Below are 22,358 nucleotides of genomic sequence, written 5' to 3' on the forward strand. Positions count from 1 at the left end.
GCATTTGAGGAGACGACATGACCCGCATTGCATTTATCGGCCTCGGCAACATGGGTGGCCCCATGGCGGCCAACCTGGCCCAGGCCGGGCACGATGTACAGGCTTTCGACCTGTCTGAAACCGCCTGCGCGGCAGCGCGTGACGCCGGCTGCCGAGTTGCTGACTCCACGGCCCAGGCCGTCGAAGCAGCCGAGGTGGTGGTTTCCATGCTGCCATCGGGCGCGATCGTGGAATCGGTTTATCTCGGCGACGACGGACTGCTGGCCCGACTGCCGGAAAATACACTGATCATCGACAGCTCCACGATTGCCGCTGACACGGCACGCCGCGTCGCCCAGGCCGCCAAGCATCGCGGCCTGCGCATGATCGATGCGCCGGTTTCCGGTGGTGTGGCCGCTGCCGCCGCCGGAACACTCACCTTCATCTGCGGTGGCAGCGAGGCGGATATCGACGCCGCCCGCCCGGTGCTAGGCGCCATGGGCAAGAACGTGCTGCGTGCGGGTGACTCTGGCGCCGGCCAGATCGCCAAGATCTGCAACAACATGCTGCTGGCCGTGCATATGATCGGCACTGCAGAAGCCCTGGCACTGGGTGAAACGCATGGCGTCGACCCGTCGGTACTCTCCGAGATCATGCTCGCCAGTTCGGGCCGCAACTGGTCGCTGGAAGTCTACAACCCCTGGCCTGGCGTCATGGAAAACGCCCCCGCCTCCAAGGGCTACCAGGGCGGCTTCATGGTCGACCTGATGCATAAAGATCTGGGACTGGCGCTGGATGCCGCCCAGCACGAAGGCGCCTCCACCCCCATGGGCGCGCTGGCCCGTTCGCTCTATGCCTTGCATCGGCAAGCCGGCCACGGCCGATTGGACTTCTCATCGATCCAATCGCTGCTGCGCGCGCAGACCGACGCCGACCAGTCACCTGGCGTTGACCACAGCACTTGATTCGCGCCGCGACGGCACGCAGTCTGCTAACACAACGCTGGCCACGCCATTATTCGCCGGGAACACGACCGGCCCGGGCGTGGTCCACCTGACCGGGCCGCCGGATACCACCGTTTCACAGCAAGGAGGCTGCTACATGACTCGCACCCTATCCACGTTATCCCTTTGCGCCGCGCTGGCGGCCTGTGCCGGCTCGGCCGGCGCTGCCAGCTCCGTCACCCTGTCGTCTGTCAGCACGGACGGTGTGGGCGAGGCCCTCGGCACCGTCACTTTTGAACAAACCGAGTACGGCCTGGTCCTCAAGCCCGACCTGCAGGGCCTGGCGCCTGGGCTGCACGGTTTTCATCTGCATGAAAATGGCAGTTGCGAACCGGCGGATAAGAACGGCACAACCGTGGCAGCCGCCGCTGCAGGCAGCCATTACGACCCCAAGGGAACTGGCCAGCACGGCACCCCCTGGGGCAATGGCCACCTGGGTGACCTGCCGCCACTGTTCGTCGCCGATGACGGGACCGCCAGCCATGCCGTCCTGGCGCCACGCCTGACCAAGCAGGACCTCAAGGGCCGCGCCCTGATGATTCACGCGGGCGGCGACAACTTTTCCGATACGCCGAAGAAGCTGGGTGGTGGTGGCAGCCGGGTGGCCTGCGGCGTCATCAGCTAAGCCAGCATGTCTGCAGCAACCGCCTTTTGGCTGGTCGCGCTACCCACACTGGCTGCGCTGGCCGCGGTTGGAGCCCTGCTGGCCATCAAGGTTCGACGCCGCCGCGATGCGGCGTCGGACCCGCAGCCCAGCGATGTCGTGCCGGCCAAACCCATGAGCCAGACACAGGCCCATCGCCTGCTCCGACGCTACATCTGGGCGGTGGCCACCGTCGTCGCCCTACTGGGCCTGTTACTGCTCGGACTGGCCGCAGGCTAGGCGCACTCTCGATGTGGTGGGCCTGCCTGCTTCATCCAGACACCCGGTCTGCTCGAATCAACATGCAGGCGGCCAGCTGCGATAAATTGGTGACATCTGGCCGGTCTGCCTCAATACAAGACATCGAGAAGCCACCATGGATGACACCGTCAACACCCGACGCGCTGCAGTACAGGACTATTACGGTCAGGTGCTTCAGGGCTCCGACGACCTGAAAACCAACGCCTGCTGCACCACCGTCAGCCACCCCCGCCATGTCCGTGAGGCCTTGAGCCAGGTCCACGATGAAGTGCTGATGAAGTACTACGGCTGCGGACTGGCCATTCCCGATCAGCTCGACGGCATGCGCGTGCTGGACCTGGGCTCGGGCTCCGGTCGCGACGCCTATGTGGTCGCCCGCCTGGTCGGCGATCAGGGTTCAGTGGTCGGTATCGACATGACCCCCGAGCAGCTGGCCGTCGCCCGCCGTCACGAGGCCTACCACGCCGAGCAATGGGGTTACGCCCAGCCCAACACGCAGTTTCTCGAAGGCGACATCGAACGGCTGGATGCCGTCGGCCTGGCCGATGCCGACTTCGACATCATCATCTCCAACTGCGTCATCAACCTCGCCATGGACAAGGCCGCGGTGTTGCGGGAAGCACATCGCGTGCTCAAACCCGGTGGTGAGCTGTACTTCAGCGACATCTACGCCGACCGGCGCATTCCGGACACCCTGGTCAACGACCCGGTGCTCTACGGTGAGTGCCTCTCCGGAGCCTTGTACTGGAACGATTTCCATCATCTGGCCAAGCGCAATGGCTTTGACGATCCGCGCATCGTGCATTCCGAGCCTCTGGAGATACTCAACGAAGCCGTGAGCGAGAAGCTGGGCGATATTCGCTTCTGGTCGGTGACCTACCGCCTGTTCAAACTCGAGGGACTGGAACCGGCCTGCGAGGACTACGGTCAGGCGGTGAAGTATCTGGGCAGCATCGAACACTGCGCTGCGGCGTTTGACCTCGATGCGCATCACCACTTCCCAACGGGCAAGATCATGCCCGTGTGCGGTAACACCTGGCGCATGTTGGCCGACACCCGTTTTGCCGAACATTTCGAGTTCATCGGTGATTTCTCCACGCACTACGGCATCTTCCCGGACTGCGGCACCGATGTGCCCTATGCCTCGCAGACGGACGCCTCCGGCGCCGCGGCCTGCTGCTAATGGACGGTGGCACGGAACACCCGCTGAAGTTCAGCGATCCACTGCGCACGGCCAAGGGCGAAACCCGCGCCTGGGTCGATCCCATCGCCCTGAGGACGCTCTGGTTTAACACCGGCACGCTGTGCAACCTGGCCTGCGTCAATTGCTACATCGAATCCACACCCAGCAATGACGCGCTGGTCTATCTGACGGCTGCGGAGGTGGCCGGCTACCTGGACGAGATTGAGCGCGAGCAGCTCGGCACCGAAGAAATCGGCTTCACCGGCGGCGAGCCATTCATGAACCCGGACTTTATGCCCATGCTGGAAGACACGCTGGCCCGAGGTTTTCGCGCCCTGGTGCTGACCAACGCCATGCGCCCCATGGAAAAGCGTGCCGAGACCCTGCTGGAACTGCAGCAGCGCTACGGTGACCAGCTTGAAGTTCGCGTGTCTGTCGACCATTACGCGCAGCCACAACACGAAACCGAGCGCGGCCCGCGCAGCTGGGCACCCATGCTCAAAGGGCTGCGATGGTTGTCGTCCCAGGGCTTCAACCTGTCCGCAGCGGGCCGCACCTGTTGGGGAGAAGATGACGCTGCCATGCGCGAAGGATTTCGGCAGCTGTTCGCCGACGAGAACATCCACATCAATGTGGACGACCCGCATCATCTAATCCTGTTCCCGGAAATGGATGAACAGGCTGAAGTACCGGAGATCACCACGGCCTGCTGGGGCATTCTCAATGTCAGCCCGGATGACATGATGTGCGCCACCTCGCGCATGGTCATCCACCGCAAGGGTGAACCGCATCCCGTGGTCGCCGCCTGCACCTTGCTGCCGTATGACGCTGGCTTCGAGCTGGGCCGCAGCCTCAAACAGTCGCTGCGACCCGTCCGCCTCAATCACCCCCATTGCGCGAAGTTCTGTGTGCTGGGTGGAGGCGCCTGCTCGGCCACCTAGCCCATGCTCAGCATCATTCTGCCGACCAGCGAGGAAATGGCGCTGGGCTGGCTGCCGGACACGCTGCAACAGCTCATGTCGGCTCCGCACATCGAATGCATCGTGGTCGACAACAACAGCCGTGACGGGACAGCCGACTGTGCCCGCGACGCCGGTTGCCGACTCATCAACTGTCCGGACAGCAGTCGGGCACAACGGCTCAATGTCGGCATCGAGGCCGCCCGCTATGAGCGCGTGCTATTACACCACCCGCGCAGCCGCCTCGAGCCGACGGCCATACCCGCCCTGCTGGCGCTGGACCGCTCGATCCCGTGGGGGGGCTTTACCCATGCCTTCGATCACGCGCACCCGCTGTTGGACTGGACCTCGTATTACTCCAACCGGATCCGCATGGACCGCAGCGGCATCGTGTATCTGGACCATTGCATCTTCTTTTATCGCAGCCTGTTGGCTGCGCCGGCCGTGCCCGAACGCTACATCTTCGAAGACACGGCGCTGTCGCTGCGGCTACGCCGCCTCGGGCCACCGCGGCGATTGGCTCCGCGCGCGATCACTTCGTCGATTCGATACGCGCGCAATGGCGTCTGGCGCCAGGCCACGATGAACCAGGTCATGAAGCTTGGCTACGCGGCCCGGATGCCCGATCCGTGGCTTAATCGCATCTATGAACGGGGGCTGGGCCTAAATGGGGCGACCCGGCCGAACCGCCCGCAGTAAGCCGACGCGGTTGCCGCGCGCCGCTGCACTATCCACAACCTTCGACGCCCTGCTGGAGACGACTTCGTGCGCTGGATTGCCCTCTTTGCCTTGCTGATCGCATTGGCCGCTGGCCTGGCCTGGTATGGCCTGCAGGCGCGTTGGTTCACCGACCCCGTCTGGCCGTATCTACATATCGCCAAGTCCGCTGCGCTGGTGGCTGTCGCCGCCCTGGTCACCGGCCTGCTCGGGCGACTGGCTGCCGGCATCGCCTGCGGACAGCTGGGCTGGCAACGGCGACTGCGTGAACGGGCGGGCGCCGAGCCGGACGAACCGCTACGTGAAGTGACCTGGGCCCATTGGGCGCTGGTTAGCATTATCTGGATCGCCATTCCCCTGGCCCTGCTCGACCAATGGGGACTGGGCGCGGTCAGCGAGCAGGCCATCGAGCGCTTGCTGAACTCCGGTATCCGCATCGGGGACATCCACCTCGTCCCCGGCCAGATGTTGCTGGGCGCTGTCGTGTTCTTTGCCCTGGTCACCCTGTTCCGCTGGCTCGCCCATCGGCTCGAGACGACCTGGCTCGCCCGCACCCCGCTGGATGCCTCGCTGCGCGAATCGGTCGCCACCCTGTTTGGCTACGCTGCCTTCGTGATCGCTGTGCTTGTTGGCCTGGCGATCGGCGGCGTCGACCTGACCAAGTTCGCGATCATCGCTGGCGCGCTGGGCGTCGGCATCGGCTTTGGCCTGCAGAACATCGTCAACAATTTCGTCTCGGGTCTGATTCTGCTCTTCGAGCGACCGATCCGCACAGGCGACTTTATCGAGGTCAACGGCACCGAAGGCTATGTCCGCAAGGTGCGGATTCGCGCAACCGAAATCGAAACGCTCAACCGGCAGCACGTCATCGTGCCCAACTCCGACCTGCTGTCGAACCACGTGACCAACTGGATGCTCCGGGATACCTATGGCCGGATTACGGTGGGTGTCGGCGTGGCCTATGGCAGCGACACCACGCTGGTGCAGCGCCTGCTGCTTCAGGCCGCCGAGGATCACCCCCTGGTGCTAGGCGGTGACCAGAACCTGGCACCCAAACCGCTGGTCTGGTTTTCGAACTTCGGCGACTCATCCCTGGACTTCGAACTCAAGTGCCATGTCCGCGATGTCACCAAACGCTATCTCATCGCCAGTGAACTGCGCTTTGCCATCGACCAGGCATTCCGGGCGCACGGGGTCACCATTCCGTTTCCCCAGCGCGACCTGTGGTTCAAGAACCCACCGGGCGCGGAGCCCGCGTCCACACCGGACTAACGGCCTCCGCGCCACCGGCAGATCGGACCCGGCGCTATCCGACCCAGCGGCGGGCGTTGCGGAACATCCGCATCCACGGGCCATACTCGCCCCAGGCCGGGTCGCGCCAGGAATTGCTGAGACTGCGAATCACCCGCTCGGGGTGCGGCATCATGATCAGGGCGCGGCCGTTGGCCGCGGTCACACCGGCAATCCCGGCAGGCGAACCGTTGGGGTTGGCGGGATAGGTTTCGGTCACCCCGCCCCGGTTGTCCACGTACTGCAACGCGATGCCGCCGCTGGCCGTCAGCTGCGCCTGGGCATCGGTCGATGCGAACAAGGCCCGTCCCTCGCCATGCGAAACCGCCACCGGCATGCGCGAACCCTGCATGCCTTCAAGGAATAGCGAATCGCTGGATTCGGGAATCTGCACCATCGCTACCCGCCCTTCGAACTGCTCCGAGGCGTTCCGGACAAAATGCGGCCACTGTTCGGCCCCCGGGATGAGATCACGCAGCTCCGCCATCATCTGACAGCCGTTGCAAATGCCCAGCAGGAATCGATCATCGCGCTCCGCAAACTGGCGGAACCGCTCGGCCAAGGTGGCGTGGAAGCGGATCGACCCGGCCCAGCCACGACCTGCACCCAGCACGTCACCGTAGGAGAACCCACCCGGCGCCACCAATCCGGCAAAACCATCCAGATGCTGGCCGCGATCGAGTAGATCCGACATATGCACATCCACCGCTTCAAAGCCGGCGGCATGGAACGCAAAGGCCATCTCGCGGGCGCTGTTCACGCCCTGCTCGCGCAGCACAGCCACGCGAGGCCGCGACAGATTCAGGTAGGGCGCGGCGACATCGTCATCGACGTCGAAACTGAGCTTGGCATGCAAACCCGGGTCGGCATCATCCAGCAGCGCCGCGTACTCGCTGTCCGCGCCCGCCGGATTGTCGCGCAGACGCTGCATCTGCCAGCTGGTCTCGGCCCAGGCCTGTTGCAGCGTGCTCCGGGTGGCCTCGAACAGCGACTGCTCGCCGTCACGCAGACGGATCAGGCCGTCATCAGTGGCCCGGCCCAGCGCGGTCACCGTCGCACCCGCCTGGGTAAACGCCTGCTCAACCGAGGCGCGATCGTCTGCAGCCACCTCGATCACAGCGCCTAGTTCCTCATTGAACAGCATCGGCACCGCCGGCTGGCCCGCCAGATCAATGTCCAGACCGCAACGGCTGGCGAAAGCCATCTCCAGCAGCGTGGCCAGCAGTCCACCATCCGAACGGTCGTGATAGGCCAGCAACCGCCCGGCCTGACGCTGCGCGATCAGCGTGTCGACAAAGGCCTTGAAGCCCGCGGGATCATCCAGATCTGGCGGTACATCCCCGATCTGACCGTAGACCTGGGTCAGGGCGCTGGCCCCTAGCCGCATGCCGGCACCCGCCGGCGTGACGAGCAACAGCCCGGTGTCACGCCGCCCGGACAATACGGGCGTGAGCGTCTGACGCACATCCTCGACCGCAGAAAAAGCCGTGACGATCAGAGACATCGGCGCACTCATCTGACGCGCCTGGCCGTCTGACTGCCACCGCGTGCGCATGGACAGCGAATCCTTGCCCACGGGAATGGCCACACCCAGCGCCGGACAGAGCTCGGCGCCGACGGCGCGGACCGCATCGTACAAGCGCGCATCCTCGCCGGGCTCGCCGCAGGCAGCCATCCAGTTGGCGGACAGGCGAATCCGATCCAGCCTTGGCACATCGGCGGCCAGAAGATTGGTGATGGCCTCCCCCACCGCCATGCGCGCAGAGGCCGCGGCATTGAGCAGCGCGACGGGGGTGCGCTCGCCCATGGCCATGGCTTCGCCCACATGGCCGGTGTAGCCCCCGGCGGTCACGGCGCAGTCAGCCACCGGCGTCTGCCAGGGCCCCACCATCTGGTCACGCGCGACCAGCCCGGTGATGCAGCGATCGCCGATCGTGATCAGAAATTGCTTGGAGCCAACACCAGGCAAACGCAGCACGCGGTCGATGGCATCGGCCAATTCGACCTGTTCGCCACGCCAACCGTCGCCGGGCGAGGCCAGCCGGGTGACGTCCCGATGCATTTTGGGTGTCTTGCCCAGCAGAACCGGCATGGGCATATCCACCGCATGCCCACCCGCATGATCGAGCACTTCAAGCTGCGGACGGGCCTTGGCCTCGCCCACCACGGCAAACGGACAACGCTCGCGTTCGGCAATGGCCGCGAAACCCGCCAGAGACTCGCCGGCAATCGCCAACACATAGCGTTCCTGCGACTCGTTGCTCCAGATTTCCATCGGCGACAACGAGGGGTCGGCCGAATGGACATCGCTGAGCCGGATCAGACCACCGCGGCCGTCCTCATCGATGATTTCAGGCAGGGCATTGGAAATACCGCCGGCGCCCACGTCGTGAATGGAGAGAATCGGATTGGACTCGCCCTGGGCACAGCAGCGGTCGATGACTTCCTGCGCCCGACGCTGCATTTCCGGATTGGCCCGTTGCACGGACGCGAAGTCCAGCGACTCCTGCCCCTCGCCGGCGCCGACGGAGCTGGCCGCGCCGCCGCCGAGGCCGATGAGCATGGCCGGGCCGCCCAGCACGATCAGTTTGGCGTCCACTGGAACCGGCAGCTTCTCCACATGCCCGTCCCGCACACTGCCCAGGCCACCGGCAATCATGATCGGCTTGTGGTAGCCACGCAGCTCGCCATTGACGGTTTGCTCAAAGCTGCGGAAATACCCCGTCAGGTTCGGGCGGCCGAACTCGTTGTTGTAGCTGGCCGCCCCGATGGGCCCTTCCAGCATGATCTGCAGCGCGCTGGCCATATGGCCGGGCTTGCCAACATCGACCTCCCAAGGCCGCGGCAGGCCCGGCAGCTTGAGATTCGAGACCGAAAACCCGCAAAGCCCGGCCTTGGTATAGCCCCCACGACCCGTGGCTGCCTCGTCACGAATCTCGCCACCGGCACCGGTGGCGGCACCCGGGTCTGGCGAAATCGCCGTCGGGTGGTTATGCGTCTCGACCTTGATCGAGATATGCGACGGCTCCTCGGACAGCACGTAAGCCGGATCGCCCCCCACGCGGAACTGGCCGCTCGGGACAGCCTCCAGCACCGCCGCGTTGTCCTTGTAGGCGGAGAGAATGCCCCCCGGTGAAGCGGCATAGCTGGCACGAATCATGTCGAATAGCGACTGATCCTGCGGCTCGCCGTCAATGGTGAAACGGGCGTTGAAGATTTTGTGGCGGCAGTGCTCGGAGTTGATCTGCGCGAACATCATCAGTTCGGCGTCGGTTGGCGGGCGGCCGGCCTCGCGGTAGAAATCGGCCAGATACGCCAACTCGTCCTCGGACAAGGCCAGTCCCAGTTCCGCGTCGGCGGCTCGCAGCGAGGCCAGCGCATCATCGCCCAGCGGGATATGACGCAGCGGCCGACGCGCCGGTGTCGCGAAGACGTCGTCCAGATTATCCAGCACCGAACGGGTCTGTTCGGTCATGCGATCGTGCAGCCGCGGCAAGGCCGCCGCATCGGGCGCGGCGGTCAACATCAGCAGGCGTCCCCGCTCCAGACGCCGCACATCCAGCCCACAGACCCGGGCAATGTCCGTGGCCTTGCTTGACCAGGGCGACAGCGTGCCGGCGCGAGGCAGGACGTAACAGGGCTCGTCGCCCTCGGGCGCCTGAGTCGTCACCCCGGGGAGCAGTTGTTCGAGCACGGACCAGTCCACAGCCTCGCCGGCATCGACCAGATAAACCCAGGCCGAGTCCTGGACGCGGGCGGCGCTGCCCGCCTCTTCCAGTGCCGCGTTCAGGCGCTCCAGACGGAAGTCGGACAAGGCCGCCTGGCCGAGCAGCATGCGAGTGGTCATCAGTGCGTTCCTGTAGCTAACGTCGTCAATCGAAAGACCATGCGTCAGCGCATGGCCAGTTGTCGCCAATCCAGGCCATCCGCCTGGTCGGCTAGCTGGACCCAGTCCGGGTCCACCGCCAGCGCGGTCGCAGCGGCTTGCTGCGCCAATGCCGGCGAGTTGTTCTGTTCGGAAAGATGCGCCAGTACCAGGTGCTGGAGGCGCTCGGCACCGATGTCCGCCAGTAGCGCGGCCGACTGGCAATTGCTCAGATGCCCCAAACGTCCACCCACCCGGGTTTTGAGGCTGGGCGGATACGGCCCTCGCGCCAGCATGTCGACATCGTGATTGAACTCAATGGCCAGAGCGTCGCAGGGCGCCAGCATGTCGCGGATATGCGGGGTGATACAGCCGGCATCCGACAGCACACCCAAACGCCATTGGCCGTCGTGAAACACGAACTGGCAGGGCTGGCGGGCATCGTGCGGCACGGGATACGGCAGCACCTCCAGCGCATCGATGGTCAAAGGGCTGTGACCGTCAATCACCCGCACATCGACAGCCGGGTGCATCTTGCCGGCTGCCCGCGTGCCCAGCGTCATGTAAACGGCCAGCCCGTGGCGTCTGGCCAGGGCGCTCACACCACCGATGTGGTCGCCGTGCTCATGCGTGACCAGCACCGCTGCCAGATCCGCTGCCTCCAGCCCCAGTCGCTGCAGCCTGCGCTCGGCCTCGCTGGCCGGAAAGCCGCAATCCAGCAGGACATGCGTGGCCCCGGCACTGATCACGGCCGCATTGCCGCGACTGCCACTGCCGAGGTAGGCAAACCGCATCAGCTGGGGTCTGACTTGCCCTGGGTATACAGGGGAAACGGCGTCACGTTGGAAGAATCCCCCACCGGGGTCATCTTGGCGCTACCACGCTTGTCGACCTCGTCGATGCGCACGACGGCATGCATGGGGATAAAGGAGCGCTTGACGTTATCGAATTCCGCCGCGAGCTTCTCCTCGGACGGATCGATCACCACCGAACTGCGCTCACCAAAGACCAGCTCCTCGATTTCGATGAAGCCGTATAGGTCACTGGATGCCACGCTGCGGGCATAGACTTCGTAGAGTTGGCCTTTATTGATAAAGGCGACTCGATAAAGGCGTTGTTGTTTCACGAGCTTGCAGGCTGGATGGGCAGCGCGAATGCCCAGGAAACGCGACTGGCAGACCGCGGGGCTGCCGAGCCGCGGATTATAGCAACCCCCCGCACCGCCTTGGTCACCGGCCGCCCGGCGGGACCGCCCGGAAAACGGCCTCGCGGCTGCACAGCACGCCGAGTCTCCCCGACCACGCCGACGCCCCTGTGATCAACCGTCCGCACCGTGGGCGGATGCCGCCCACGCATTGTTCAAAACAGGCACACCCCGACCCATCCGCGCCCGGGCTGTCAGAACATCGAGTGCAGGGTCTGCGGAACACCATCGCTGGATACGAGTCACAGAGGTACGGAGGGAGGGCGCAACCAACGGGCCGCTGGAACGCGGCGTGTTGTGACCATCGAAACCTGGAGGACATTGGATGACCGACCAGATTCACCCCCCATTTCCCGACCAGAACATGCGGCCACCCGGTCGGGAATCCAACATGAACCCGCAACCCCGCTTTACCGGGGCCGCGTATCGCCCCGCCGACAAGCTCAAGAACCGCACCGCCCTGATTACCGGCGGCGATTCCGGCATCGGGCGCTCGGTGGCGACCCTGTTCGCCCGCGAGGGTGCCGACGTCGCCATCGTCTACCTGCCGGAGGAACAGGCGGACGCAGAGACCACGGCCCGCCACATCCAGGATGCCGGGCGCCAGGCCCTGCTCATCCCTGGCGATGTGGCGGACCCCGCGTTCTGCGAGCAAGCGGTCGCACGCACCGTGGACACCCTGGGTGGAGTCGATGTGCTGGTGAACAACGCGGCCTATCAGCGCCACCGCGACAGCCTCGATGGGGTCAGCATCGAGCAGTGGGACACCACGTTCCGGACCAACGTATTCGGCTATTTCTACATGGCCAAATTCGCCGTGCCCCACATGCCGCCAGGCAGCGCGATCATCAACACCGGCTCGGTGACCGGCTTGGAGGGCAAGTCCCGTCTGCTGGATTACTCTGCCACCAAGGGAGCGATCCACGCCCTGACCAAATCGCTGGCCCAGTCGCTGGTCGATCAGCAGATTCGCGTGAACTGCGTGGCGCCCGGCCCCGTGTGGACACCGCTGAACCCGGCGGAGCGCGATGACGAGGACATCCGGGACTTCGGCGAGGCCACGCCCATGGGCCGCCCCGGCCAGCCCGAAGAAATGGCCCCGGCCTATGTGTTCTTCGCGAGCCATGCCGACTCCAGCTACATCACCGGACACGTCCTGCCCGTGCTCGGTGGGGAGACCACGGCGGGATGAGCGACCGCCATCCGCAGACGCCGCCGGCAGTGCTCAAGGAGCAATCCACGCGGGGTGGTCGTTACTACATCCCGCTGGACGGCACCCGGGCCACGGCCGAACTGACCTGGCGCCGCAATCCCGACGGCAGCATCACGGCCGACCACACCTACGTGCCTGACGAATGGCGTGGCCAAGGGCTGGCGCACCGGCTGGTCGACGCATTAATGCAGGACGCCCAGACCCTTGGATGGCAGGTCATTCCGGTCTGCTCGTACGTGCGGGCTGCATCGCGCCGCAACCCGGACTGGCAGGCCCTGACGGCCAACCGCCCGGTCTAGCCGTGCAACCCGACCGGCCCGTTGACGCCAAACGGCGCAGCGGGCCCTCTCATTCAAACCCACAGGAGTGTGTCTTATGTCCATACATCAACCCATTCCCGTTGACAGCATCAAGGAAGACGAAACCAAGGCCCACCAGCGCCCGCATGACGACGTGCTGGGCCGGGTGCTCGAGGACCATGCCGAAATCAAACGCCGCTTCAACGCCATTTCTCGGGCGGGTTCGGTCGCTGATAAGCGCGAGGCCTTGCACGCGCTGATTCACAAGCTGGTCGTGCATGAAACCGCCGAGCAGGAAATTCTGCATCCCCTGACCCGCTCCGCGAGCAATGGTGCGGATGTGGCGGAACGCCGCATTGAGGAAGAGTCACAGGCCGAGGAGCTGCTTGCGCGCCTGGAACGTCTGGATGTGGATGATCCGGAGTTCGACTCTTTGATCACCCGGCTGCGCGACGACGTCATCCAGCACGCCGAAGCCGAGGAACACACGGAGTTCCCGAAAATCGAGCAGTCCGTATCGCCGGACAAACTGGAGTCGCTGGCGTCGATCTACCGAGCTGCCGAAGCCACGGCACCGACGCGTCCGCATCCGAACGGGCCCACGTCTGCCGCTGGCAACCTTGCGCTTGGCCCCCTAGTCGCCATCGCCGATCGTGCGCGCGACGCCATCCGTCAGGCCCGCAAGCAGTAATCCATCACCACAGGTCCCGACGACAGCGTCGGGGCCTCAGGTCTGCAAGGAGCAGCGTTATGAGCAAACTCAGCGAACAATCCACCGGCAATCAACGCAGCGAAGCCGGCATGTTCTATCCCACCGGCTATCTGGTTGTGGGCTTCGACCACGAAGGCGACGCGACGGCTGCGCACGACTACCTGAGCAATGCAGGGTTTCAGGCCGATGACCTCACCATTGTTCCGGCCGAGCAAATGCGCGAAGCCGCCGAAGAGAATCTGCGCAAGCCCGGCCTGTTCGCGTCCATTGGCGCGAGCCTGCCCGTTCGAGAAAAGCAACTCGAACTGGCACGCCGCGGCTGCGAGTTCATTCTGGTGAACGCACCCTCCGATGCAGCCGAAGCACGTGCCCGGCAGGCACTCGCTCACCTGCCGGTGCGCTATGCGGTCAAGTATCGGCACCTGGTCATCGAAGACATGCGCAGCCAGATCGTTTCCACGCAACCGCACAGCGATGCGGCCCGCGGTGCCTGACCCGCATCAGGAGAGACACGATGCCCCAAGCATGGACACCAAAAGACGAACGCCAGTACGAACACGTCAAACAAAGCGAGTTGGAGCGCGGCCGCAGGGTGGATGAGGCGAAGTCCATCGCCGCCCGCACCGTGAACAACCAGCGCCGGGAGGACGGCCGCACGCCCAATACCACCACCCAGGGCACGGGCAACCCCAACACGCGGCTGGAGTCTCGCACCGTCGAGCAGCTTCGCAACCGCGCTGCCGAACTCCAGATCACGGGCCGCAGTCGGATGAACAAGCAAGATTTGGTGGACGCCATTCGCCATCACCCGTCCCAACGCTGACCGCAGGCCAGCTTCGATCGCAGCCGTCGTCATGACGCCAGCCGTCAGCGCCTGCCCAGCTTTAGTTTTGTGCCTGGACGTCGTTAAGGACTCATCGCACCTCCATCGTCCGCAGAGAACAGGCAAGGCGAACCCGATGAAGCTTTTGGTAATCGACGACTGTCCCACCGATCAGGCCCTGATCCGTAGCATGTTGAGTTCAGCCTGTCCGGAGAGCGACATCAGTGTCGCCGAGGACGCCGTTGACCTCACCAGCGAGCAGTTCACCGCGGGCTACGACTGTGTATTGCTCGACTACCGGCTACCCAGCACGACCGGCCTGGACCTGTTGGCTCAGGCGCGCGCAACCGCCGTGCAAACCCCGCCGGTGATCATGCTCAGCGGCGAGAGCGACCTGCGACTGGCCGTGGAAGCCATGAAACTGGGAAGCAGCGACTTTCTTCCCAAACAGGATCTAAATTCGGCGCTGCTGGCCGAAGCGATCAGCAATGCGGTTCGTCGGGCTCGAGCAGCCGCGAGACCCGCGCATCGACATGACCCTGTATCCATCCCCGAACCCTCTTTGCACTTGCATGACCAAGCGCTTCGAATGGCGGTCCGTCAGCACATTGCGGGCCAGCCGCAATCATCCGGCGGATGCGGACTATTGGTCATGGACACCACCTTTACGCCGGCCTATGGCGCACCCTTGAATGATGGTGAATCCACCGCCCTGCTGCGCCAGGCCGAGCAACGGCTCACCGCCGCTCTGCGGGCCGGGGACATGGTCCACCGAATCGGCCCAGGCCGGGTGGCCATTTTGTTGGCAGGCTGCGCCACCGAACCGGCCATCATCGCAGCGCGTGACCGGATTCGCCGGCGGTTGATGGGGCCATATCCGCTCACCCCGACTCGCCAGGCCAGCGCCCGAGCCGACATCGGCATGGCCGTGTATCCCGCCAATGGCACCAACGAAGCCGAGCTCATCCGGCATGCACTGGACTCGCTGAGCGAGCAGCGCTGTATCTGCGTCACGCCTGTCGCCAAGCCGTCTCTCTCGCATTAGACCCCGAGCCACACCAGCCAGCGGGTCCAAAAACGACGGGTTGCTAGACTGCTGCGCCCGCTGCCCGGAGTCCGCTCGTGCTCAGTTACCGCCACGGTTTTCATGCCGGCAACCATGCCGACGTACTCAAGCATGCGGTTCTGACGGCCATCATTGAGTATCTGCAGCGTAAACCTGCGCCGGTTTATCTGATCGACACCCACGCAGGTGCGGCGCAGCACAGGCTCGACAGCGAGCAGGCGCGTAAAACCGGCGAAGCCACGCGAGGCATCGGCCGGCTGTGGAACGCCGATTCGCCGCCGGCCTTGCTGCAGCGCTACCTGGGCGTGCTGCATCACTTCAACCCGTCGGGCGAGCTGCAGGTCTACCCCGGATCAAGCGCGATCATGCAGTCCCTGATGCGCGATGTGGACCGGCTGCGCGCCTTCGATTTGCATCCCACCGAACATCAGAATCTGACCACCCAGTTTCGCGGCCAGCGCGCGGTGCGCATCGAACACGGCGATGGTTTCAAAGGCCTGCTCGGGCAGGTTCCCCCCGCCAGCCGCCGGGGTCTGGTGCTCATGGATCCGTCCTACGAAAACAAGCAGGACTTCTCGGCAGTGGCTTCGTCAGTGGAGGCTGCCATCCGCCGTTTTGCGACCGGCACCTATGTCGTCTGGTACCCGCGGCTGGCCAGACAAAGTGCGGATGCCATGCTGCGCAGGCTGCACCGATTGGCACCCGACAACTGGCTGCAGGTCGAGCTCAACGTCAAGCGCCAACCCAGCGACGGCTTTGGCATGTTCGGCAGCGGGCTGTATGTCATCAACCCGCCCTGGACCCTGCCCTCGCAACTGGCCGAGGCGCTGCCCTGGCTGGTCAAGACACTGGGCGAGGACGACCACGCCGGGTATCACCTGGATCACAAGATCCAGTAGACCCCCGGCAGCAGCTACACTGGACGCAGTCAGCATCACGGCAAGTCATGGGTAAGGTCACGAATCTCAATCGCGTTCGCAAGCGTAAGGCCCGCGAAACGGCCGCGCGGGTCGCGGACGAGAATCGCGTGCGATTCGGCCGCCCAGCAGCCCAGCGCAAGCAGGAGGCCAAGGAGCGCGACCAGGCCGATCGCCGCTTGGATCAGCACCGGCGCGAATCGACCGACCACGACGACTCAGCCAGCTAGCCCGCCGCCGCCTCGCTCCCCATGCAGGACACCACCGTCTTGCTGGCCTTTGCTGCCAGTTTCTTTTTCATCGCGGCGTCACCCGGCCTTTGCATGACGCTGGCCATGTCACTGGGCATTCGCCTGGGCCTGCGGCGTACGCTGTGGATGATGGCGGGCGAGCTGGTCGGTGTGGGTCTGGTGGCGGCTGCGGCCGTGTTGGGTGTCGGCAGCCTGATACTCGGTGCGCCCGTCGCCTTTGCCCTCTTCAAGATCGCCGGCGCGGCCTATCTGTTCTGGTCGGGTTGGCAGTGCTGGCTCAGCCCGCCGCCGACGTTGGAGGCAACGGCGGCCACCGGGGACCAGAGCCGGGCTCAGCTGGCGTTGCAGGGGTTTGTCACGGCCGCCTCCAACCCCAAGGCCTGGGCCTTTAATGCGGCCCTGCTGCCTCCGTTCATCGACCCCGCCCGGGCGCTGGCGCCACAGCTGACCGCCCTGCTGGTCATTCTCCTGTGTATCGAATTCGTCTGCCTGCTGGCCTACGCGCAGGGCGGGCGCACGCTGGCGCGTTGGCTGACCCGTGGCGGGCACGCCCGCTGGCTCAACCGCGTTTCCGCCGTGCTGATGTGGGCCGTCGGTATCTGGCTGCTGGCCAGCTAGCGCCGCTGTCGTTTCCCCGCCATGCCGCGGGTCGCCTGCAAGCGAGTAGACTTTCACGCCAGATACAGCCGTACAGCAGAATACGCAGGGGGACACCGGTGAGAACATGGATTGGCCTGGTCGCGCTACTGGGCATGGGGTTGGCATGGGCGCAACCGCCCGCAACCCCGGTACAGGTGGACCCCGTCCGGGTGGCCAGCACGGCTGGACAGCTACGGATCGTCGCCCGCGTGGTCGCGCCCGAAGCCGGCGAGATCGCCGCCCGCACCGCCGGCACAATTATTCGCTATGCCGTCGATGTCGGCGACACCGTGCGCACCGGGGCGGTGCTGGCCGAACTGGACCGCAAATCGCAGACTTCGACACTGGCACTGGCCAAGGCGGATCTCGCCCGGGCTGAGGCGCAGGCCGTCCTCGCCCGGGAACAAATGCAGCGCGTCCAGGCCCTGCGGGGTTCTTCAGCGTTCTCCGAATCACTGCTGGACCAACGCACGGCCGAGCTGGGCGTGGCCGAAGCCGATGTACAGCTGGCCCGTGTCAATGTGGCTTCCGCACAGACTGACTACGACTGGGGCCTGGTCAAGGCGCCGTTTCCCGGTGTCGTCACCGCGCGGCCCAGCAATGTCGGCGCCTGGGTCAACCGCGGCCAGCCCGTGGTCAACCTGGTCAATCCCGCCGCTTTTGAAATCGAGGCTGACGTACCGGCCAATCGTCTACGCGGACTGGATGCCGGTACGCCGGTGACGGTCGAGCTGGCCGGCGCCTCGGTACCCGGCCGCATCCGCGCCATCGTGCCGGCCGAGAACCCCGCCACCCGCACGCGCCCGATCCGGGTCACCGCAGAGATCCCAGCGGATCTTGAGGGGCTGGCCGCGAATGCCTCGGCCCGGGTGCTATTGCCACTGGCCGGCACCTCGGACGCGCTCACCGTCCACAAGGATGCGATCAACCGACGTGGAGACGCCGCCACCGTCTACGTGGTCGAGGATGGCCAGGCCGCCGTTCGCCCGGTCACGCTCGGCGAAGCGGTGGGCAACCGGCTCGTCGTGCGTGAGGGGCTGGCCGCCGGAGAACTGGTGGTCATTCGCGGAAACGAGCGCCTACGGCCCGGCCAGGCCGTGCGCTTTGAGCCGCCCGGCGGAGCCGATTCGTGAACCTGATTCGCGGCGCCATCACCCGCCCCATCGCGGTGATTAGCATCGTGCTGATGACCGTCATGTTCGGCGTGCTCGCACTGTCCACCATTCCGGTGCAGCTGGCGCCGGATGTGCAGAATCCGGTCATCAATATCCAGACCATCTGGCCAGGCGCCGCGCCTGCCGAGATCGAGCGGGAGATCATCAACCAGCAGGAAGAGGTCCTCGCCGGTGTCGAAGGCCTGGCGGAGATGACCTCCGCCTCGCGGGATTCGGTCGGCGAGATCACGCTGGAGTTCAATGTCGGCACCGACATGGACAAAGCCCTGCTGCTCGTGGCCAGCCGATTGGACCGGGTGCCCAGCTATCCGGCCGAAGCGCTCAAGCCCACGCTGCAAACGGCAGGGGCACAGGATAATCCGATCACCTGGATGTCGCTGCTGCGCACGGGTGACAACAGCCGCCCCATGCACACCTATGGCGATTTCGCCAACGATGTCGTCAAAGAGCGCATCGAGCGCGTGCCGGGCGTGGGCTTTGTCAATGTTTATGGCGGGACCGAGCGGGAGCTGCAAGTCATCATCGATGCCCAGCGCATGGCCAGTTACGGCATCACCATCGGGCAGATGCTCAGCACGCTGCGGTCGGCCAATGTCTCGCTGTCGGCCGGCGATATCGAAGAGGGCAAGCGGCGCTACGTCGTGCGGTCCGAGGGTGAACTCAATGACCCCCAGGCCATTGCCGATGTCCTGCTGCGCAGCGCCCGCGATCCGCTGACTGGCGCCATCGCCCGGGTCACCGTGGGCGATGTCGCCACGCTGGCTTTTGATTACACCGAACCCGGCGCCCATATTCGCGATTTCGGCGAATCCACCATTGCCGTCAACGCCGTGCGTGAAACCGGCGCCAACGTGATTCAGGTGATGGCCGGCATCCGCACCGCCGTGGAAGAGCTCAATGCCGGCCCACTGGCCCGTGAGCAACTCAAGCTCAAGATCAACTACGACGAGACGGTCTACATCACCTCGGCCATCGAACTGGTGCAGACCAACATCTGGGTCGGTGGCACGCTGGCCGCGCTGATGCTGATGCTGTTCCTGCGGTCGCTGGGTGCAACCGCCATCGTCTCGGTTGCGATTCCGGTCTCGGTGGTCGGCAGCTTTGTCGCCATGGCGGCGCTGGGCCGCTCGATCAACGTGGTCTCGCTGGCGGGCCTGGCCTTTGCCGTCGGCATGGTGGTTGATGCCGCCATCGTGGTGCTGGAGAACATCTACCGGCTGCGGCAATCCGGCCTGCCGGTTCGCGAGGCCGCGTACCGCGGGGCCTCCGAAGTCTGGGGCGCTGTGCTGGTCTCGGCACTGACCACCGTCATGGTGTTCATCCCCATCCTGGTCATGGAACTGGAGGTCGGCCAGCTGTTCCGCGACATTGCCGTGGCCATTTCGGTGGCGGTGATGCTGTCGCTGCTGGTGGCCGTGACCGTCATCCCGGCCCTTTCCGTCAAGCTGCTGGGTGGCCGGGTGCGGAGCACCGCCTCACGTCCACTGCCGGTCGTCGACGCCTTTGCCCGGCGATTCTCAGGCGGGATTCTGGCCTATACACGCTGGGCCATTGCCACACGGGCCCGGGCGCTGGCCGTGGCAGCACTGATCTGTGGGGTCAGTGGTCTTCTGACCACGCTGCTCATGCCCAAGCTGGAATACCTGCCGGAGGGCAACCGCAACTTCGTGTTCGGTTTCATCATCCCCCCGCCGGGATACAACCTGGAAACCGTTAACGCCATCGCCTCGTCCATCGAGGATGACCTGCGCCCGCTCTGGGCACCGGTAACCGGCCCGGAGCCCACTGAGCAAGGCATTCCGAAACTGGAGTCGTTCTTCTTCGTCACCCTGCGCAATCGGGCATTCCTCGGAGGCCAGGCCACGGAGGAAACCGAGGCCTACAAGCTGATTGACCCTTTGCGAGGCCCAGCCTTTAAGGAACCCGGCACCTTCGGCTTCGTGCTGCAGCCGTCGATCTTCGGGCGCGGTGTTGGCGGAGCGCGCTCGGTGGACTTGGACATCACCGGGCCCGACCTCGAAACGATTCTGGGGATCGCACTGCAAGCCGTCGGCCGGCTGAACGAAGCCCTGCCCTTTGCGCAGGGCAACCAGATGACGCCGCAACCCGGACTGGAGCTGGGCGCCCCCGAAGTCCGCGTTCGCCCTGATCGCACCCGCCTCGCCGATGCCGGCGTCTCGGCCCAAGAGCTGTCGCTTACGGTCGATGCGTATAACGATGGTATCCGCGTCGCCGAGGTCACCGTCGGCAATGACCGTCTAAACCTGATGCTCATGGGGCCGGAGGGTGGCATTGAGCAAACCCAGGGCATCGCCTCGCTCCCAGTGATCACCGCAGACGGCACCATTACCACGGTGGGCGAACTGGCACGGGTTGAGCTCACGCAGGGCCCCACGGAAATTCGCCATCGCGCACGCGCCCGCACGGTGACGCTACAGGTCCGACCGGCTGCCCAGTACCCGCTGGAGCAAGCCATGGACATCCTGCGTGATGAAGTCATCGCGCCAATGGCTGAAGCCGGCCTGCCGCCGGGCGTCAACCTGACCCTGTCGGGCACGGCGGATAAGCTGGACGTCACTTGGAACGCCATGCAGCTGCAATTGCTTGTCGCCCTTGTGATCGTCTATCTGGTCATGGCCATCCTGTTCGAAAGCTTTTTCTACCCGCTTATCATCGTGCTATCGGTGCCACTGGCCACCGCGGGGGCCTTCCTGCTGCTGTGGCTGGTCAATGTGGCCATGATGGGCAGCGGCCCCTACGCTGAACTCGGGCTTTGGGCACGCATGACCGAGGCGGCGACGAACGCGCCGGCGCTGAAGTTCGACATGCTGACGCTATTGGGTTTTGTGATCCTGATCGGCATTGTCGTCAACAACGCCATCCTGCTGGTCCACCAGACCCTGCACCACCTGCGCGACGAGGCCATGGCCGTTCGAGACGCCATCCTCACCGCCACCAGCAACCGCATCCGCCCGATCTTCATGTCCAGCCTGACATCGATTTTCGGCATGCTGCCGCTGGTGCTGTTTCCCGGTGCCGGCTCGGAGCTTTATCGCGGCCTGGGCGTGGTGGTGCTCGGCGGCTTGAGCCTGTCGTCAGTGCTCACGCTGACCATCATCCCGCCGCTGCTGTCGTTGGCGATTACGGCCAAGGAGTCGGTCATGCCGGCAGCGGCCGAGTCCGCTAGCGGCTAGCGGCTCAGAAGGCGGCGCCGGCTCAATGCGATGCAATCCTGCGGCCCGGACAAGCGGCGTGCCGGGTCGCCCCGCTGACGAAACGATGTGCTGCGCCGGCGCCTGAGTCACGCACGCACCGTCGGACGATCCACCCCGTGCCGCGACCGCAGCGGGATCAGCCTGCCCCCGCGCCTGCAAAGTCCATCACGGCCTGCACAACGCCTTCGTCTCGCAGCAAGCGGGCATGTCCGAGGTCATGCGTCATATAGGCGCGCGCGCCACGCCAGTGGCGAGTGATCCGTTCTGCACTGGTCGCAGGCACAAGACGGTCATCCACGTCATGAATCGCAAGCAACGGCCGCCCCTCGGCTTTCGCCAGCATCCGAACATCCACCGAGGCGATGGGCAGGCGAGTCACCGACTCGATGGTCTGACGCAGTGTTCGCCGGGCGCGATGACCCAACCCAATAAAGGCCGCGAACCTGTCGATGGGCCCGGCGACCGCATCGGGTGTAGCCACGGTGACCAGTTGTCGCGCATTCAGCCCCTGGTGCACCGCCAACATCGCCGCGATGCCGCCCATGGAGTGGCCAATCAGCACATCAGGCGTGCCCAGCTCAGTCGCGGCAACATGCAATGCACGGGCGAACAGCGCGGGATTGGAGTACCGCCCCTCTGCCGTCCCGTGGCCCGGTGGGTCCACCGTCACGACCGTCCAGCCCGCACGGTGCAACGCCGGGACCAGAGCGGAAAACTGGGTGTAATGGCCCTCCCATCCGGCGATGAGCATGGCCATCCGATCTCCACCCTGCCAGACGCGGAGAAAGGCACCATCCGCAGCAAACGCCCTGTCGGGGGGCGCCATCGATTCAGTCCGACTTTGGCGCGCTCTCGCACCCGGCGTAAAAAAGCGCTGCGCCGCCCAACGACCCGTCACACCTGGGGCCAGCAGACTGCAGGTTCCGATCATCCATTTCATCGC

The 22,358-nt window shown here is 65.1% G+C and carries 22 protein-coding genes; 18 read left to right on the forward strand and 4 right to left on the reverse strand.

The features are described 5' to 3' along the window. Positions 1-17: 17 nt before the first annotated feature. From mmsB to DEH80_RS11405, 7 genes are all read left to right on the forward strand, one after another. Positions 18-944 carry a 3-hydroxyisobutyrate dehydrogenase gene (gene mmsB, locus DEH80_RS11375; RefSeq protein WP_109720621.1) on the forward strand — a complete coding sequence of 309 codons (927 nt, stop codon included), beginning with the start codon at positions 18-20 and terminating at the stop codon, positions 942-944. A 136-nt stretch (positions 945-1,080) separates the two neighbouring features. Beyond that, positions 1,081-1,608 (forward strand): superoxide dismutase family protein, encoded by a 528-nt coding sequence (sodC, locus tag DEH80_RS11380; protein ID WP_109720622.1) that lies wholly within the window; start codon positions 1,081-1,083, stop codon positions 1,606-1,608. Between the two features lie 6 nt (positions 1,609-1,614). Then, entirely contained in the window at positions 1,615-1,866 is a 252-nt protein-coding gene (locus DEH80_RS11385; RefSeq protein ID WP_109720623.1) for a hypothetical protein, read from the forward strand. Positions 1,867-2,002: 136 nt separating this feature from the next. Next, entirely contained in the window at positions 2,003-3,070 is a 1,068-nt protein-coding gene (locus tag DEH80_RS11390; RefSeq protein ID WP_109720624.1) for a methyltransferase domain-containing protein, read from the forward strand. Next, positions 3,070-4,011, forward strand: a complete 942-nt coding sequence (locus DEH80_RS11395) for a radical SAM protein (RefSeq protein WP_109720625.1) — start codon at positions 3,070-3,072, stop codon at positions 4,009-4,011. Before DEH80_RS11390 ends, DEH80_RS11395 begins: the two co-directional genes overlap by 1 nt. A 3-nt stretch (positions 4,012-4,014) precedes the next feature. Continuing rightward, on the forward strand, positions 4,015-4,728 hold the full coding sequence (locus tag DEH80_RS11400) for a glycosyltransferase (protein ID WP_109720626.1): 714 nt from the start codon (positions 4,015-4,017) through the stop codon (positions 4,726-4,728). A 66-nt stretch (positions 4,729-4,794) separates the two neighbouring features. Next, positions 4,795-6,018, forward strand: a complete 1,224-nt coding sequence (locus tag DEH80_RS11405; RefSeq protein ID WP_109720627.1) for a mechanosensitive ion channel family protein — start codon at positions 4,795-4,797, stop codon at positions 6,016-6,018. A gap of 34 nt (positions 6,019-6,052) precedes the next feature. Here DEH80_RS11405 and purL read toward each other — a convergent pair whose 3' ends face one another. The 3 genes from purL to DEH80_RS11420 are packed head-to-tail and all read right to left on the reverse strand — an operon-like array spanning position 6,053 to position 11,027. Next, entirely contained in the window at positions 6,053-9,883 is a 3,831-nt protein-coding gene (gene purL, locus DEH80_RS11410; protein ID WP_207774574.1) for a phosphoribosylformylglycinamidine synthase, read from the reverse strand. A gap of 44 nt (positions 9,884-9,927) precedes the next feature. After that, entirely contained in the window at positions 9,928-10,695 is a 768-nt protein-coding gene (locus tag DEH80_RS11415) for an MBL fold metallo-hydrolase (protein WP_109720628.1), read from the reverse strand. Further along, positions 10,695-11,027, reverse strand: a complete 333-nt coding sequence (locus DEH80_RS11420; RefSeq protein WP_109720629.1) for a DUF1820 family protein — start codon at positions 11,025-11,027, stop codon at positions 10,695-10,697. Before DEH80_RS11420 ends, DEH80_RS11415 begins: the two co-directional genes overlap by 1 nt. A 403-nt stretch (positions 11,028-11,430) precedes the next feature. Between DEH80_RS11420 and DEH80_RS11425 the strand changes: the two genes are divergently transcribed. The 11 genes from DEH80_RS11425 (at position 11,431) to DEH80_RS11475 (ending at position 21,394) form a co-directional block, all read left to right on the forward strand. After that, positions 11,431-12,297 carry an SDR family oxidoreductase gene (locus DEH80_RS11425; protein WP_109720630.1) on the forward strand — a complete coding sequence of 289 codons (867 nt, stop codon included), beginning with the start codon at positions 11,431-11,433 and terminating at the stop codon, positions 12,295-12,297. Next, entirely contained in the window at positions 12,294-12,617 is a 324-nt protein-coding gene (locus DEH80_RS11430) for a GNAT family N-acetyltransferase (protein WP_109720631.1), read from the forward strand. The genes DEH80_RS11425 and DEH80_RS11430 overlap by 4 nt, the downstream gene beginning before the upstream one ends. A gap of 76 nt (positions 12,618-12,693) precedes the next feature. Further along, positions 12,694-13,308 carry a hemerythrin domain-containing protein gene (locus tag DEH80_RS11435; protein WP_109720632.1) on the forward strand — a complete coding sequence of 205 codons (615 nt, stop codon included), beginning with the start codon at positions 12,694-12,696 and terminating at the stop codon, positions 13,306-13,308. Positions 13,309-13,367: 59 nt separating this feature from the next. Further along, positions 13,368-13,823, forward strand: a complete 456-nt coding sequence (locus DEH80_RS11440; protein WP_109720633.1) for a hypothetical protein — start codon at positions 13,368-13,370, stop codon at positions 13,821-13,823. A 20-nt stretch (positions 13,824-13,843) separates the two neighbouring features. Further along, positions 13,844-14,152 carry a Rho termination factor N-terminal domain-containing protein gene (locus DEH80_RS11445; protein WP_109720634.1) on the forward strand — a complete coding sequence of 103 codons (309 nt, stop codon included), beginning with the start codon at positions 13,844-13,846 and terminating at the stop codon, positions 14,150-14,152. A 136-nt stretch (positions 14,153-14,288) separates the two neighbouring features. Continuing rightward, positions 14,289-15,197: a response regulator gene (locus tag DEH80_RS11450; protein WP_165831438.1), complete on the forward strand. Its 909-nt coding sequence runs from the start codon at positions 14,289-14,291 to the stop codon at positions 15,195-15,197. A gap of 77 nt (positions 15,198-15,274) precedes the next feature. Beyond that, positions 15,275-16,117: a 23S rRNA (adenine(2030)-N(6))-methyltransferase RlmJ gene (locus DEH80_RS11455; protein WP_109720636.1), complete on the forward strand. Its 843-nt coding sequence runs from the start codon at positions 15,275-15,277 to the stop codon at positions 16,115-16,117. Between the two features lie 47 nt (positions 16,118-16,164). Then, a complete protein-coding gene (locus DEH80_RS11460) occupies positions 16,165-16,365 on the forward strand; it encodes a DUF4169 family protein (protein WP_109720637.1) in 201 nt (66 codons plus the stop codon). A 21-nt stretch (positions 16,366-16,386) separates the two neighbouring features. Further along, positions 16,387-17,004: a LysE family translocator gene (locus DEH80_RS11465; protein ID WP_109720638.1), complete on the forward strand. Its 618-nt coding sequence runs from the start codon at positions 16,387-16,389 to the stop codon at positions 17,002-17,004. Positions 17,005-17,102: 98 nt separating this feature from the next. Next, positions 17,103-18,158 (forward strand): efflux RND transporter periplasmic adaptor subunit, encoded by a 1,056-nt coding sequence (locus DEH80_RS11470; protein ID WP_133249216.1) that lies wholly within the window; start codon positions 17,103-17,105, stop codon positions 18,156-18,158. After that, positions 18,155-21,394, forward strand: coding sequence for an efflux RND transporter permease subunit (locus tag DEH80_RS11475; RefSeq protein WP_109720640.1), 3,240 nt, complete (start codon positions 18,155-18,157; stop codon positions 21,392-21,394). The genes DEH80_RS11470 and DEH80_RS11475 overlap by 4 nt, the downstream gene beginning before the upstream one ends. A 157-nt stretch (positions 21,395-21,551) precedes the next feature. Here DEH80_RS11475 and DEH80_RS11480 read toward each other — a convergent pair whose 3' ends face one another. Next, the gene (locus tag DEH80_RS11480) at positions 21,552-22,241 is read right to left on the reverse strand and encodes an alpha/beta fold hydrolase (protein ID WP_165831439.1); all 690 of its coding nucleotides are present in this window, start codon (positions 22,239-22,241) and stop codon (positions 21,552-21,554) included. Positions 22,242-22,358: the final 117 nt, after the last annotated feature.

Origin of the sequence: Abyssibacter profundi (genome assembly GCF_003151135.1) — a bacterium.
In the GTDB taxonomy this organism is placed as follows: domain Bacteria; phylum Pseudomonadota; class Gammaproteobacteria; order Nevskiales; family OUC007; genus Abyssibacter; species Abyssibacter profundi.